Annotated in this window: 12 protein-coding genes; 2 read left to right on the forward strand and 10 right to left on the reverse strand. The window is 66.1% G+C overall.

The genetic code is table 11. The features are described 5' to 3' along the window. Nucleotides 1-48 precede the first annotated feature (48 nt). The 4 genes from RIU96_RS09440 to RIU96_RS09455 all read right to left on the reverse strand — a co-directional run bounded on the left by RIU96_RS09440 (nt 49) and on the right by RIU96_RS09455 (nt 4,941). Nucleotides 49-2,307, reverse strand: a complete 2,259-nt coding sequence (locus RIU96_RS09440; RefSeq protein ID WP_311204903.1) for a polyribonucleotide nucleotidyltransferase — start codon at nt 2,305-2,307, stop codon at nt 49-51. A 219-nt stretch (nt 2,308-2,526) separates the two neighbouring features. Beyond that, nucleotides 2,527-2,796 carry a 30S ribosomal protein S15 gene (rpsO, locus tag RIU96_RS09445; RefSeq protein ID WP_136651631.1) on the reverse strand — a complete coding sequence of 90 codons (270 nt, stop codon included), beginning with the start codon at nt 2,794-2,796 and terminating at the stop codon, nt 2,527-2,529. A 174-nt stretch (nt 2,797-2,970) separates the two neighbouring features. Beyond that, on the reverse strand, nt 2,971-3,939 hold the full coding sequence (locus tag RIU96_RS09450) for a nucleoside hydrolase (RefSeq protein ID WP_259787332.1): 969 nt from the start codon (nt 3,937-3,939) through the stop codon (nt 2,971-2,973). Between the two features lie 9 nt (nt 3,940-3,948). Further along, a complete protein-coding gene (locus RIU96_RS09455) occupies nt 3,949-4,941 on the reverse strand; it encodes a bifunctional riboflavin kinase/FAD synthetase (RefSeq protein ID WP_311204904.1) in 993 nt (330 codons plus the stop codon). 30 nt (nt 4,942-4,971) lie between these two features. On the opposite strand from RIU96_RS09455, the gene truB reads away from it, so the two are divergent. After that, nucleotides 4,972-5,874, forward strand: coding sequence for a tRNA pseudouridine(55) synthase TruB (truB, locus tag RIU96_RS09460; RefSeq protein WP_311204905.1), 903 nt, complete (start codon nt 4,972-4,974; stop codon nt 5,872-5,874). A gap of 3 nt (nt 5,875-5,877) precedes the next feature. Here truB and RIU96_RS09465 read toward each other — a convergent pair whose 3' ends face one another. Genes RIU96_RS09465 through rbfA form a run of 5 tightly spaced genes read right to left on the reverse strand, consistent with a single transcriptional unit; the run spans nt 5,878 to nt 10,084 of the window. Further along, nucleotides 5,878-6,534, reverse strand: a complete 657-nt coding sequence (locus RIU96_RS09465; protein WP_136651627.1) for a 4'-phosphopantetheinyl transferase family protein — start codon at nt 6,532-6,534, stop codon at nt 5,878-5,880. Continuing rightward, entirely contained in the window at nt 6,534-7,352 is an 819-nt protein-coding gene (locus tag RIU96_RS09470; RefSeq protein ID WP_136651626.1) for a metallophosphoesterase family protein, read from the reverse strand. Before RIU96_RS09470 ends, RIU96_RS09465 begins: the two co-directional genes overlap by 1 nt. Nucleotides 7,353-7,366: 14 nt before the next feature. Further along, complete coding sequence (locus RIU96_RS09475; protein ID WP_136651625.1) at nt 7,367-8,680, reverse strand: MATE family efflux transporter; 1,314 nt, start codon at nt 8,678-8,680, stop codon at nt 7,367-7,369. After that, the gene (locus tag RIU96_RS09480) at nt 8,677-9,645 is read right to left on the reverse strand and encodes a DHH family phosphoesterase (RefSeq protein WP_136651624.1); all 969 of its coding nucleotides are present in this window, start codon (nt 9,643-9,645) and stop codon (nt 8,677-8,679) included. The genes RIU96_RS09475 and RIU96_RS09480 overlap by 4 nt, the downstream gene beginning before the upstream one ends. Before the next feature lie 4 nt (nt 9,646-9,649). Beyond that, on the reverse strand, nt 9,650-10,084 hold the full coding sequence (gene rbfA / locus RIU96_RS09485) for a 30S ribosome-binding factor RbfA (RefSeq protein ID WP_136651623.1): 435 nt from the start codon (nt 10,082-10,084) through the stop codon (nt 9,650-9,652). 139 nt (nt 10,085-10,223) lie between these two features. Here rbfA and RIU96_RS09490 point away from each other — a divergent pair. Then, nucleotides 10,224-11,566, forward strand: a protein-coding gene (locus RIU96_RS09490; RefSeq protein WP_246062663.1) for an IS3 family transposase whose coding sequence is annotated in 2 segments (ribosomal slippage) — nt 10,224-10,665 and nt 10,665-11,566 — 1,344 coding nt in all. Because the reading frame shifts where the segments join, the coding sequence is not laid out codon by codon here. 106 nt (nt 11,567-11,672) lie between these two features. Here RIU96_RS09490 and infB read toward each other — a convergent pair. Then, the gene (gene infB, locus RIU96_RS09495) at nt 11,673-14,462 is read right to left on the reverse strand and encodes a translation initiation factor IF-2 (protein WP_136651622.1); all 2,790 of its coding nucleotides are present in this window, start codon (nt 14,460-14,462) and stop codon (nt 11,673-11,675) included. Between the last annotated feature and the right edge of the window lie 14 nt (nt 14,463-14,476).

The raw sequence follows: 14,476 nt of genomic DNA on the forward strand, positions 1-14,476 counted from the left end.
TGTGTTTAGAAGGTGACGACGCGCTGGAGGTGGGCGTCGTCAAGCGTGCTAGTCGTCTTCACCGACGGGGACCAGCGAGATCTTGCCGCGGTTGTCGATGTCGGCGATCTCCACCTCGATCTTCTCGCCGACGTTGACCACGTCCTCGACCTTCTCGATGCGTTGCGAGCCGCCGAGCTTAGAGATGTGCACCAGCCCGTCGGTGCCCGGCAGGATGGAGACGAACGCGCCGAACGCGACCGTCTTGACCACGGTGCCTAGGTAACGCTCGCCGACCTTCGGCATCTGCGGGTTGGCGATGCCGTTGATCTTGTCAATCGCCGCGTCCGCCGATTCGCCGGTCGCCGCGGAGACGTAGATGGTGCCGTCGTCCTCGATCGAAATCTCCGCGCCGGTTTCCTCGGTGATCGAGTTGATCATCTTGCCCTTGGGTCCGATGACCTCGCCGATCTTGGACACGGGCACGCTGATCGCCGTGATTTTCGGCGCGAGCGGGTTCATCTCGTCGGGGCCGTCAATGACCTCCCCCATGGTGTCCAGGATTGCCTCGCGCGCGTCGCGGGCCTGCTCCAGAGCGGACACCAGCACCTCAGAGGGGATGCCGTCGAGCTTGGTGTCGAGCTGCAGCGCGGTGATGAAGTCGGGGGTTCCCGCGACCTTGAAGTCCATGTCGCCGAACGCGTCCTCCGCGCCCAGGATGTCGGTCAGGGCGACGTACTTGGTAGCGCCGTTGACCTCACCGGAGACGAGACCCATCGCGATACCGGCAACCGGGGCCGCCAGCGGCACGCCCGCGTTGTACAGCGACAACGTGGAGGCGCACACGGAGCCCATCGAGGTCGAGCCGTTGGAGCCGAGGGCCTCGGAGACCTGGCGGATGGTGTACGGGAACTCCTCGCGAGTCGGGATCACCGGCACGAGCGCGCGCTCGGCAAGGGCCCCGTGGCCGATCTCGCGGCGCTTCGGCGAACCGACGCGGCCCGTCTCGCCGGTGGAGTACGGCGGGAAGTTGTAGTGGTGGATGTAGCGCTTCGCGGTCTCCGGGTGCAGCGAATCCAGCGTCTGTTCCATCTTGAGCATGTCGAGGGTGGTCACGCCGAGAATCTGGGTCTCGCCGCGCTCGAACAGGGCGGAGCCGTGGGCGCGCGGGATGAGCTCGACCTCGACCTCGAGGTCGCGGATGTCGCTGACCCCGCGGCCGTCGATACGGAAGCCCTCGGTGAGGATCTTCTCGCGCACGATCTTCCTCATCAATGCGTTATAGGCCGCGCGGATTTCCTTGACTGCCTGTGTGTACTCGTCCTCATCGTCGATGTCGAACTGGTCCAGCAGCGCCTCCTCGATCTCTTCCATGTAGGCGTTGGTCGCGTCGTCGCGGTCCTTCTTGCCCTTGATGGCGAGCAGGGTGGCCAACTTCTTCGTGGCCTTCTTCTCCACCGCGGAGTAGACCTTGTCGGAGTATGCAGGAAACAGCGGGAACTCCTGGGTTTCCTTCGCCGTCTCCTCGGCGAGAGCAGCCTGGGCCTCGCACAGCGTCTTAATAAACGGCTTCGCGGCCTCCAGGCCCTCGGCGACGGTGGCCTCGGTCGGCGCGGGAGCACCGTCAGCAACAAGCTTGACGACGCTCGCCCCAGCGCCAGCCTCCACCATCATGATCGCGACGTCACCGTCGACCACGCGACCGGCGACGACCATCTCGAACACGGAGTGGTCGTGCTGCTCGTGGTTGGGAAACGCCACCCACTGTCCCTCGGGGTGCTTGTCGTCGGCGATGAGCGCCATCCGCACCCCGCCGACCGCGCCGGAGACGGGCAGGCCCGAAAGCTGGGTCGCGGCGGACGCGCCGTTAATCGCGACGACGTCGTAGTACTCCTCGGGGTTCATGCTGAGCACGGTGATGACAACCTGGACCTCGTTGCGCAGCCCCTTGACAAAGGTCGGGCGCAGCGGGCGATCGATGAGACGGCAGGCCAGGATCGCCTCGGTGGAAGGGCGGCCCTCGCGGCGGAAGAACGAGCCCGGGATCTTGCCCGCGGCGTACATGCGCTCCTCAACGTCAACGGTCAGCGGGAAGAAGTCGATGTTGTCGCGCGGGTTCTTCGACGCGGTGGTCGTGGCCAGCAGCATCGTGTCCTCGTCGAGGTAGGTCGTGACAGACCCGCCCGCCTGGCGCGCGAGCTGCCCCGTTTCAAAACGGATGGTGCGCGAACCAAAGTCGCCGTTGTCGAGTACCGCGACAGCCTCGGTGATGCCGAAGTCCTCGTCGACGTGGATGTCGAAGCTGTTATTGGGGGTATGCGTGCTCAAAAGATCCCTTTCCTTGGGTGTCTTACGGCGATCGTCGGTGCCGCCGTCCTGCTGGTTTTTCTGCAACCTTTTCTGCAACGCTGCCCGATTCTACCAGGTGGCGCGACATTTACCACCTCTGCGGCGAGCCTGCCCGGGACGCGCCCGCGGGATCAAAAAAATCGCCCTCCCCCGCGTTCAACAGCGGGAGGGGCGATTGGCGTTAAAAGCCGGTGGGCTTTAGCGGCGCAGGCCGAGGCGAGCGATGAGCTCGCGGTAGCGCTCGACGTTGTTCTCGCGCAGGTACTTCAGCAGGCCACGACGACGGCCGACGAGCAGCAGCAGGCCGCGGCGGGAGTGGTGGTCGTGCTTGTGAAACTTCAAGTGCTCCGTCAGGGAGTTGATGCGCTCGGTCAGCAGCGCGACCTGAGCCTCGGGGGAGCCGGTGTCGGTCTCGTGAACACCGTAGTTTTTCAGAATTTCGCTCTTCTTCTCGGCAGTCAATGCCATGGGTGTACTCCTTTGAGAGTAGATAGATGGTTGTTTCAGTCCGCACGAGCTCGACTACATCGAGCGCTTCAAGCCGATTGCTGGTGCACATGACTGCCGCGGACCGCAGTCGCCCACCGTGCTCAAAGCTTTGACGAGTCTATCCGAGCCGAAGCTGCGAGCCCAAATCACGCTCTAGCTGGAGCTCGGCTCGGTTGCCGCAGCGAGCTTGGTCAGCCGCGACATGAACTGCTCCAGGAAGCGGGCGGTATCGACCCCGACTGCGACGTGCGCCGTCTTCACGGGGTCGTTCAGGCGGGTCTCGTCTCCGATGGTGCGGCCGCGCGTCGGGCCCTCGGTGTCGGTCTTCATGTTGATGTCCACGAGCTGAACCAGCGAGGGGTCGACCGCGACGCCCACCGCCAGCGGGTCGTGCAGCCCGCAACCGCCCAGGTGAGGAGCGGTGGTGTCGTAGGCCTTGATGTAGTAGTCCGTCGCCTCGGCGAGGAAGTCGCCGCCGCGGGTGCCCAGCTCGCGCCACTTCTTCGTCTCCGCGTAGGTCAGCAGCGTCTGCAAGGTGACGTCGAGGCCGATCATGGTCACGTCCTGGGCGCGGCGGAACAGAAGGTCCGTCGCCTCCGGGTCCTGGTTCACGTTCGCCTCGGCCCACGGCGAGACGTTGCCCGGGACGGTCAGCGCCCCACCCATCATGACGATGTGCGCGCGTTTCGCGAAGCTTTCCGACGCCTCAATCGCCGCAGCGATGGTGGTCGACGGTCCCGTGGGCACAATGACCAGGTCGTCGCCGTAGCGCTCGACGGACTCCACGAGGAAATCGACGGCGCTTTTCTCCTGCACCGTCGCGACAGGCTCCGGCAGCACCGCGCCACCGACGCCGTTGTCGCCGTGGATGAACGCGGAGATCTCCAGCACCTCAAACGAATCGCGGGCGCGCGCGTGATCCGGGCCGGCGAACACGGGGATGTCCGCGCGGCCGAACAGCTCCAGGATGGCCGCCGAGTTGCGCACCCCGGTCTCTACCAGCACGTTGCCGTAGGTTCCTGTCACGCCGATGAGCTCGAGCTCCGGCGAGCCCAGTGCGTAGGCAAGAGCGAGTGCGTCGTCGATGCCGGTGTCGAGGTCGAGGATGATCTTTCGTGCCATGTGGGTTTCTTACCTTTCGGGGTTTTTCGGATCCGCCGCGAGAATCTGGCGGGTTGTCTCTACGTCGCGGGCCATACTGTCCAGCAGGTCATAGACAGAGTCGAACTTGACCATGTCGCGGACCTTGCCCACGAACTCGACGCGCGCGAGCCGGCCGTACAGGTCGGCTTCGCGGTCGAGGATGAAGGATTCAACACTGCGGCGGGCATCGCCGAACGTGGGGTTCGTGCCCACCGAGATCGCCGCCGGGTAGCGCAAGCCCGGCTCCATGTCGCCCTCGATCGGGCCCTTCTCTTCGCCGTCGACGACGGTGAGCCAGCCTGCGTAGACGCCGTCGGCGGGCAGGGCGGAGATATCGGCGACGTACTGGTTCGCCGTGGGGTAGCCCAGCTCGCGGCCACCGCGGCCCGCGCCGCGCTCAATCACCCCGGTGACCGCGAAATCGCGGCCCAAGAAATCCGCCGCGACGCGCACGTCGCCGCGATCCAGTTCCTCGCGCACGGCCGTGGAGCAGACGCGCACGCCGGCGTCGTTAAGCAACGCGACGGTGACCACCTCGATGCCGAACGCTTTGCCCAGCTCGCGCATGGTTTCGGCCGTGCCGGCGGCGTCTTTGCCGAAGGTGAAGTTCTCCCCCACCACCACCATGCGCGCGCCGAGCGTGCCGGCGAGGACGTCGCGGACGTAGACCTCCGGGCTATCGCCGGCGAGCTCCTCGCGGAAATCGATGACCACGAGGTGGTCGACCCCGAGCTTCTCGATCAGCCGGGCGCGCTCGCTAAACGGAATCAGGGCCTTCGGCGCGCGCTCAGGGGCGAAGATCGCGACCGGGTGCGGCTCGAACGTCATCACCACGCACGGCAGGCCGAGCTCGCGGGCGCGTACCACGGCCTCGCTGATGAGTAGCTGGTGACCGCGGTGGACCCCGTCAAAGACTCCGATGGTGACAACCGTCGCGCCGAGAGCTTCCGGCACCTGCCGCAGACCGCGCAAAATATCCACGGGGGATAGACTACGGCATACTGTTTCACTATGAGTTTTGCCCCTGACCCGCTTGCCAGCTCCGGAATCGTTGTGGTGGACAAGCCCGCCGGGATGACAAGCCACGACGTCGTCGCCCGCCTGCGCCGCTTCTTCCACACCCGCAAGGTGGGCCACGCGGGCACCCTCGACCCGATGGCGACCGGCGTGCTTGTCGCCGGCATCGAGCGCGGCACCAAACTGCTCGCCCACCTAGTCGCCGAGGACAAGGTCTACACCGCAACGATCCGGCTCGGGGCCGCGACCACCACCGACGACGCTGAGGGCGAGGTCACCTCCACCGCCGACGCGTCCCACATCACGGACGCAGACATCGCGGCCGGGATCGGCGAGCTCACCGGCGACATCATGCAGGTGCCGTCGAGCGTCTCGGCGATCAAGATCGGGGGCCGGCGCGCCCACGAGCTGGTGCGCTCGGGCGAAACCGTCGACATTCCGCCACGGGCGGTCACCGTGTTTAGCTTCGACGTGTTGGGGGTGCGTCGTGAAGTAAGCGTTGTCGACGTCGACGTGCGCGTGCACTGCTCGAAGGGCACCTACATCCGCTCGCTGGCCCGCGACCTCGGAGCCGCACTCGGCGTGGGCGGGCACCTCACCGCGCTGCGCCGCGAAACCGTCGGCGCGTTCACGCTCGCCGATTCCCGCAGCCTCACCGAGCTCGAGAACGCCCCCACCCTGTCGCTGAGCCTGGACGAGGCGCTGACCCGCGCCTGGCCGGTGATCGACGTCACGGCCGCGGAGTACGAGGCCCTGGCCATGGGCAAGTGGCTGGAGCCGCGGGGCACGCGCGGTGTACACGCCGCCGTCGGCCCCCACGGGCGCGCCGTCGCGCTAGTCAAGGAGCAGGGCAAGCGCCTCTCGACGGTGTTCGTCGCCCGGCCGTCCACCCTGTAGCGTTTAGGCCTCCACGAAGGCCGAGGCGATGACGAAGTTGCCGCGCACCGCCCAGCGCCCCTCAAAAAACGGCACCGGGGTGGGCCTGACCAGGATATAAGCGATGAACGTTCCGTCGGAGCGGATGTCGATCTCGGCGTCCTCGAACCCGAGCCAGCGCCGCGTCATCGGGAACCAGCACTTGTACGTCGCCTCCTTCGCGCAGAACAGCAGCCTGCCCGCCCACTCTTGGCCGTCCGACTTCATCAGGTCGAAGCGGTGGCGCTCCGGCGCGCGCGCGATCTGGTCAATGACGCCCTCCGGCAGCGGCTCCGCGGGCTCGACGTCGAGGCCCATCGACCGCACGTGCGTGCGCGGCGCCGCCACAGCCGCGCGCAGGCCCTCGGTGTGCGTCAGCGAGCCCGTGTACCCGCGCGGCCACAGCGGCATCCCGCTGTCACCCTTCAAAATCGCCTCGCCGGGAGGGACCCCCAGCTCCCGCAGCACCTGGTGCGCGCACCAGCGGGCGTCGCCAAACTCGCCCTTTCGCTTGTCGACGGCCTGACTGACCAACCCCTGTTCCTCCGGGTGTAGCTCCAGGTAGTTGGTCAGGTTGTCGGCCTCGTCGGTGCGCAGGTACACGTAGCGTGCTGCCGAGGGGAACAGTTCGAGATCTTGCATCACTGCCTCAGCTCCATCACCGGGTAGGGCCAGGTGGTGTCCCCGCTGCGCTCGGGCGTGCCCTGCCACTCTCTGGGGTAGCCGAGGGAGACCTCTATGTGGTCTACCCCGTCGACACGCGTGATGCCCGGCATGTGGAGGTGGCCGTAGACCACCGCGCGAGCGTTGTAGCGCTTCGCCCAGGAGCGGGTGTGGCGGGTGCCGCACCACAGCGCGATCTCGGGAAAGTGCAGCCGCGCCACCGGTTCCTGCACCAAGGGCCAGTGGTTGACCAGGATGGTGGGGCCGTCGATACGCGATAGGCGCCTCGTGGTGTAGGCGAGCCGGTCCCAGCACCAGGCGCGGATGTCGACGAAGGGGGCGATCGCGAACTCGTCGGTGAGCACTATGCTCTTTTCCTGCGCGGCGGCCAGCGCTTGCTCCACGGTGAGATTGGGCCCGCGGAAGGAGTAGTCGTAGAGCGTAAACAGCGGCGCGATGGTGACCCCGCCGAACGTTGGGTAGACGTCTTCCGGGGTGATCACCCCGATGTCCCGCAGGGCGTGGACTAAAGCCGCGTACTTCTCCCGACCGCGGTAGCGGTCCGCCGAGCGGGAGAACAGCTCGTGGTTGCCGGGGGCCCATATCACCGTGTCGAAGCGGTTGGCGAGCTTTTCCAGCACCATCACCACCAGGTCGAGGCGCTCTGCGACGTCGCCGGCCACGATCAGCCAGTCCGACGGGTGGGTCGGCCGGATCCGATCAATGTGCGGCCCGTTCGCTTTCACTGCGGCGTGCAGGTCGGACACCGCCCACAGGGTTGTCGTGGTGGTCGCCATGTCAACTTGTTCTATCACACGGCCTCACCCGCGATGGCCCATTTCATCGAACGGAACCGAACGACAACACCCGCAAGCCGGATGACCACGGACGCCAGCAGCCCGGCCCACACACCGGGCAGGCCCCACCCGAAGGCGAGGGCGGCGAGTGTGACGGGGAAGAAGACGCCGAGCACGGAGGCGATAGTAAGCGTGCGCAGGAACGCCACGTCACCCGCCCCGAGCAGCGCGCCGTCGAGTGCGAAGACCACGCCGCCGACGACGATCATGACCACGAGCATCCACCACGGCACGACGAGCTGGTTCACAACGTCCGGGTCCCGGGTAAACAGCGCCCAGATACCGCGACCTGCCAGGGCGAAGACGAGCGCGAGGACGGACGCGAAGACCATGGAATAACGCGTCGCGAACTCACCGACGCGGCGCGCTTGCGTGACCTCGCCGCGGCCCAGCGCCGAGCCCGTGAGTGTCTGCGCCGCGATCGCGAGCGAATCCAGCACGAGGGTAAGGAAGTTCCACAGCTGCAGCAGGATCTGGTGCGCCGCCAGCGCGGCGACGCCGAAACGACCCGCCACCGCCGCGGCGGCAAGCATGGAGATCTGAAACGACATCGACCGCAGGATTAGGTCGCGCCCCATGACGAGCTGGCTGCGGATCACGCCCCAGCGCGGCGCCCACGACCCCTGGTGCGCGGCGTACTCGCGCACCAGGGTGGCCAGGAACAGCGCCGAGGTTATCCCGATGCCCAAGACGTTCGCCCAGGCGGAGCCGACGAGGCCGAAGCGGTCGACGAAAAATGGCAACAGGGCTGCCCCGGGGACGATCCCGCACAGCGTGAGGATGAAGGGCAGCCGCGTGTTTTGCACCCCGCGCAGCCAGCCGTTTCCGGCCATGATGATCAGCGTCAGCGGGATGGCGAGGGCAGCGACGTGCATCCAGCTTGCTGAGGCCGCGGCGGTGGCAGGGTCGTTGGTGAGAAACAGCGCGATGGGCTGGGCGAAGCCCCAGATCAACGTGGCGAGCGCCATGCCGACTGCGACGGCGACCCAGGTGGCTTGCACCCCTTCCGCCACCGCGTCGGCGCGGCGGCCAGCGCCGAAGAGCCGCGACGCTCGCGCGGTGGTGCCGTAGGACAGGAAGGTCAGCTGCACCGTCACGGTGGACTGCACGGCGGTGCCGGCGGCTAGAGCGGCGAGCTCCGCCGTACCCAGCCGGCCCACCACGGCGGTGTCGAGCAGCAGGTAGAGCGGGTTCGCGGCCAGGACACCGAGCGCGGGAAGTGCGAGGCCCAGCACTCTCCGCGGGGTGACCGTCACATCCGCTGTCATGGCAACGCGCCAAGCAGGCTTTCGATCACCTGATCCCGCGTGCCGCGGGCAGAGTACCCGGCCGCGGGCCGGTGGCCTCCCCCGCCGAGCAACCCGGCGACCCGGGCGACGTCGATAGTGACCGAGCGCAGTGAGACGTTCCAATACTGCACGCCCTGCTGTTTGAGCACCACGCCGACGTCGCTGCCCTGGACGCTACGCGCGTAGTCGATGATGCACTCCACCGCCGTCTGGCTCATCAGGTCGATCGCCGCGGCGTCGATCGTGAACACCGACACGGTGTGTCCCCGCACCTCGTAGGCCTCGAGCGAGGCCAGCACCGCGCCGACGTGGCGCATGTCCGCGGGCGTGAGCGCATCCATGAGGTCCATCGCAATCTTGCGGGTGTTAAGACCAAAGTCCATCAGCTCCGCGGCGAGGTGGTGCATCCGCGGCGTCCCCCAGCGGAAGTTGCCCGTATCCGTGACCAACCCCGCGTACAGGCAGTACGCGATGTCGGCGTCGAGTGCCACGTTCATGTGGTAGAACAGCTCCCGCACGATCGCGGTGGTCGACTCCGCGGCCACCACGAGGTTGCGCGCACCGAACAGCGGGTTCGACGCGTGGTGGTCGACCACCAGCACCCGCGCAGGGTCGGCCTCGACCGCCGCACAAAACGCGCCAGTGCGGTCGGCCGAGGCGCAGTCGACGGTGACGATGAGGTCCTCGGTCGGCGGCTCGCAGGTGTAGGTAATCTCGTCGACGAACGGCACCGTCGCCAGGTTGCCCGGGTGTGGGGCGCGCTGGCCGATGTACGCGTTCGCCGTGATCCCGAGTTGGCGCAGCCCCGCCATCAGCGCGCAGGCCGAGCCCACCGCGTCGGCGTCGGGCTTGATGTGCGTGACGACGGCGACCGAGGGGGCGTCGACAAGCACGCGCGCGGCGGCGGCGAACTCGGACTCGAGGCCGGGGAACATCTGCGCCATGAACCTACTCTTCGACGTTTCTGTAGGGGTTGCCCTCACCCGCCGGCTTCGCACCCTCGCGCAGGCGCGCGAGCTCGGCGTCGCGGGCGCGTGCGCGGTTGAGCAGCTCCTCCATCCGCGCGGAGGCCTCCGGCACCGTGTCCATCTCAAACGAGATCGTCGGCGTGAAGCGCACGTTGAGCTGGTCGCCCACGATCTTGCGGATCTGCCCGCGGGCGCGGTGCAGCGCCTCGGCGGCTTGGTCGTAGTCCGGCTCGTCGTTGATGTTGCGCCCGCGGACGGTGTAGTACACCGTCGCGTCGTGCAGGTCGCCTGTGACCCGAGCGTCAGTGACCGTGACCAGCTCCAAGCGCGGATCCTTCACCTCGCGCTCGATGGAGGACGCAACGATTGTCTGAATCTGCTTCGCCAAACGCTGCGCGCGTGAGTTGTCAGCCATGTCATCTCCTTAAGTCTTACTCGGGTCCGATAACGTACCCACTCATTCTAACCATGTGGAAAAACCCCACCCCCTAGTGAACTGCTCCCCATTAGTTGGACTGAGAAATCAGTTACCAACTAGTGAGGAGCAGTTTCCATTGAGAGCACGAAGTTCGCTGAGCGAACATCAGCGTGAGCAGCTGGTGGAGTGTTTCGAGCAAGGCATGAGCTACGGAACCGCTGCCAAGACTCTTGGTGTCTCCAAATACGCCGTCCGTACGCTGCGTCGTCGGTTTCAGCTGCATGGCAGGCTATGTCTTGTGGAGAAACCGACAAAGCAGCAGCACTCGTTCGACATCAAGAAGGAAGTTGTCCAACGCCACCTTGCCGGCGAGACAAAGATGGATCTTGCACGCGAGTTTGGCCTGTCGTCAGACCAACTCGTCAAAGATTGGTCCCGGAAATGGCGTAAAGGTGGCGATGACGCGTTAAAACCGAAGCCGAAGGGCAGGCCCAAAGGCTCGTCCGCGCCGAAGAGGCTCACGGAAGAGGAGAAGCTGCGCCGCCAGATCGAGCGGTTGGAAGCGGAAAACGCCTACCTAAAAAAATTGCGGGACTTGAGGAACCAGGGACACGTCTGAAAGTCCAGGCGATCGTCATCCTCAAGTCGCACCACCGCCTGGAGTACCTGCTAGAGGCAGCAGGTATCCCGCGGTCGACGTTCTTCTACCACCAGAAACGACGCGGTGAGCCGGATAGGCATGCTGTGCTCAAAGACGCGATCCGGGAGAGCTTCGAACGCAACAAGCATCGCTACGGCTACCGGCGAGTACTACTGGACCTGCGTAATCAGGGGTGGGTGGTCAACCACAAACTCGTCTACAAACTCATGCATGAGATGGGTCTTCGAGCCAAGGTCCGCCAGCACAGGCCTTACATCTCCTACTCCGGAACCGTCAGCCGCATCGCTGACAACAAGCTCGAGCGCAAATTCACCCCGGATAAGCCAAACACCGTCTTTGTCAGCGATGTCACCGAGTTCAGAATCGCAGGCCGCAAGGTGTATTTGTCGCCGGTGATGGACTTGTTCGACCGCTCAATCGTCGCTCACACCGTGGCTACATCGCCGTCGACAGCATTTACCACCGATTCTTTATCCAAGGCGATCGCAGCGTGTGCACCTGAAACCGGGTGGATGATGCACACCGATCAAGGTTTCCAGTACCAGCACTCGACTTGGCGCAAACTCATTGACGAACACGGTGGTGTTCAGTCGATGTCGCGTAAAGCCAACTGTTACGACAACGCGGTCATGGAGAACTTCTTTGGACACTTGAAAACCGAGATGTACCACGGTGAAGTTTTCGACACGGTCGCAGAGTTCAACCAAGCGATCGACGAGTACATCGGGTGGTACAACACCGAACGCGTCCAACAACGACTAAAGGGTCTGACTCCGATGCAATATCGGAATCAGACCCTTCAACCCCTAACCGCCTAGAATTAAACCAGTCCAACTTTCGGGGGCTAGTTCACTAGCGAAGGAGATGGGGCTTTTGCTTATCGGCGCCGCGTTGCCACGTGCGTCGATAAGCGTGGCGCGGCTCTTAGTCGCGCGGAACCTCAACCATCTCGTAGACCTGGACCACGTCGTCGACCTGGATGTCCGGGTAGGACAGGACCATGCCGCACTCGTAACCCTTGTCCACCTCCGTGACGTCATCCTTCTCGCGGCGCAGCGACTGGATCGTCGCGTCCGTGGTGATTACGTTGCCGTCGCGCACCAGGCGGCACTTCGCGTTGCGACGCACCTTGCCCTCGGTGACCATGCAACCAGCGATGAGGCCGACTGCGGAGGCCTTGAAGATCTGGCGGATCTCCGCCGCGCCGATCTCGCGCTCCTCGTAGACAGGCTTGAGCATGCCCTTGAGAGCGGCCTCGACATCGTCGATGGCCTGGTAGATCACCGAGTAGTAGCGGATCTCCACGCCCTCGTTGCCGGCTTCCTCGGTCGCCTTACCCTCAGCGCGAACGTTGAAGGCGACGATCACCGCGTCGGAAGCGGCAGCCAGGACCACGTTGGTCTGGGTGACCGCACCGACGCCGCGGTCGATGATGTTGACCTCGACCTCGTCGTCGATCTCGATCTTGAGCAGCGCCTCCTCCAGGGCTTCCACCGAACCAGCGTTGTCGCCCTTAAGGATGAGGTTGAGCTGGCTGGTCTCCTTGAGAGCCGCATCCAGGTTCTCCAGGGAGACGCGCTTCCTGCGGCGCGCCTGCATCGCGGAACGCTTGCGGGCGTCACGCTGCGCGGCGATCTGGCGAGCGATGCGGTCGTCCTCGACCACGAGCAGGTTGTCGCCCGGGCCGGGAACGCCGTTGAGGCCCTGGACCTGGACGGGGCGGGACGGGCCCGCCTCCTCGACGTCGTTGCCCCACTCGTCGACCATGCGCCGCACGCGGCCGAAGTTGCCACCGACGACGATGGAATCGCCGACGCGCAGGGTACCGCGCTGCACGATCACCGTGGACACCGGGCCGCGGCCGCGGTCCAGGTAGGACTCGATGGCCAGACCCTGGGCGTCCATGTCCTCATTCGCGCGCAGATCCAGCGCCGCGTCCGCGGTCAAAAGGACGGCCTCGAGCAGCTCGTCGATACCGGTGTTGTTGCGCGCCGAGATGTCAACGAACATCGTGTCGCCGCCGTACTCCTCCGGCACGAGGCCGTACTCGGTGAGCTGGCCGCGGATCTTGTCCGGCTGCGCCTCGGGCTTATCAATCTTGTTCACAGCAACCACGATCGGCAGATCCGCTGCCTTGGCGTGGTTGATCGCCTCAACGGTCTGGGGCATCACGCCGTCGTCGGCGGCGACGACGAGGATGGCCAGGTCCGTCGACTGCGCACCACGGGCACGCATTGCGGTAAACGCCTCGTGGCCCGGGGTATCCAGGAACGTGATGGTGCGCGGCTCATCCTCCAGGGTGACGGTGGTCTGGTACGCACCGATGCCCTGGGTGATGCCGCCGGCCTCGCCGGAGCCGACGTTTGCCTTGCGGATCGTGTCCAGCAGGCGGGTCTTACCGTGGTCGACGTGGCCCATGACGGACACCACCGGCGGGCGTTGCGCCAGGTCTTCCTCGTCGCCCTCGTCCTCACCGAACTGCAGGTCGAAGGACTCGAGCAGCTCGCGGTCCTCGTCCTCCGGCGAAACAACCTCAACCTCGTAGTTGATCTCGGCGCCGAGCAGCTGCAGGGTTTCCTGTGGCACGGACTGGGTAGCCGTCACCATCTCACCGAGGTTGAACAGGGCCTGAACCAGGTTTGATGCCTCGGTGCCGATCTTCTCCGCGAAGTCAGCCAGCGACGCGCCCTGGCGCAGGCGGACGGTCTTGCCGCCGCCGTCGGGCAGGCGAACGCCACCGATGACGTTCGGTGCGTGCATCTCCTCGTACTCGCTGCGCTTCTGACGCTTCGACTTGCGACCACGCCCAGGGGCGCCGCCGGGACGGCCGAACGCGCCAGCGGTACCGCCGCGGCGACCGCCGCGACCGCGGAAACCGCCGCCTGCGGGACCACCGGGGCCACCCTGGCCACCGCGGCCACGGCCGCCACCAGGTCCACCCTGGCCACCACGACCACGGCCGCCGGCAGCGGACTTCGTCGGCATCTGGGTCGGCGACGGGTGTGCCGCCATATCGGCCGGCGACGGGCGCTTGCCGCCCGGGCGCGGGCCGGGACGGCCTTGACCCTGGCCAGCGCGCTCTTGGCCCTGGCCACCACGGCCACGACCTGCTGCCCCACCGGGGCCACCGGCCGCACCGCGGCCACCGCCTGGGCGAGGTGCCGGGCGCGGGCCACCCTGGTTCGAAGAGAACGGGTTGTTGGCCACGCGCGGGCGCCCGCCCGGCTTAGGCATGGGACGAGGCATCGCGCCCGGGGTCGGCCCACCCTCGCCGGAGCCCGGTTTGGGCGCTGCCGGCGACTGTGGCTTCGGTGCGCCCGGCCTCGGGGCAGACGCGGCCGACTTGGCGGGCTGCGCAGGAGTCGGTGCGCTGGGCTTTGCGGCAGCCGGCTTCGGTGCGCCGGGCTTAGCTGCAGCCGGCTTCGCGGCGGCAGGCTTGGGCGCCCCAGGCTTTGCAGCCCCGGGCTTCGCGGCGCCAGCGGCGCCAGGCTTCGGCGCAGCAGGCTTATCACCGCCCGGCTTGGGCGCGCCCGACTTCTGGCCCTTGTCGGCGTCCGCTCCGTAGAACGCCTTCATCTTCTTCACCACCGGCGGTTCGATGGTCGACGATGCGGTTTTCACAAACTCGCCCTGGTCTTTCAGGGTTGCGAGCAGTTCTTTACTTGTTACGCCGAGCTGTTTCGCCAGTTCGTGTACACGTAGCTTTCCGGACACTTGTCTCCTCTGTG

The organism is Corynebacterium sp. Z-1, from assembly GCF_031844665.1.
GTDB lineage: Bacteria > Actinomycetota > Actinomycetes > Mycobacteriales > Mycobacteriaceae > Corynebacterium > Corynebacterium sanguinis.

Bases quoted from the DNA above. Each gene is read 5' to 3' on its own strand.
- rpsO (WP_136651631.1), bottom strand. From the start codon at position 2,796: ATGGCATTGACTGCCGAGAAGAAGAGCGAAATTCTGAAAAACTACGGT.
- RIU96_RS09450 (WP_259787332.1), bottom strand. From the start codon at position 3,939: ATGGCACGAAAGATCATCCTCGACCTCGACACCGGCATCGACGACGCA.
- truB (WP_311204905.1), top strand. From the start codon at position 4,972: ATGAGTTTTGCCCCTGACCCGCTTGCCAGCTCCGGAATCGTTGTGGTG.
- RIU96_RS09465 (WP_136651627.1), bottom strand. From the start codon at position 6,534: ATGCAAGATCTCGAACTGTTCCCCTCGGCAGCACGCTACGTGTACCTG.
- RIU96_RS09470 (WP_136651626.1), bottom strand. From the start codon at position 7,352: ATGGCGACCACCACGACAACCCTGTGGGCGGTGTCCGACCTGCACGCC.
- RIU96_RS09475 (WP_136651625.1), bottom strand. From the start codon at position 8,680: ATGACAGCGGATGTGACGGTCACCCCGCGGAGAGTGCTGGGCCTCGCA.
- RIU96_RS09480 (WP_136651624.1), bottom strand. From the start codon at position 9,645: ATGGCGCAGATGTTCCCCGGCCTCGAGTCCGAGTTCGCCGCCGCCGCG.
- rbfA (WP_136651623.1), bottom strand. From the start codon at position 10,084: ATGGCTGACAACTCACGCGCGCAGCGTTTGGCGAAGCAGATTCAGACA.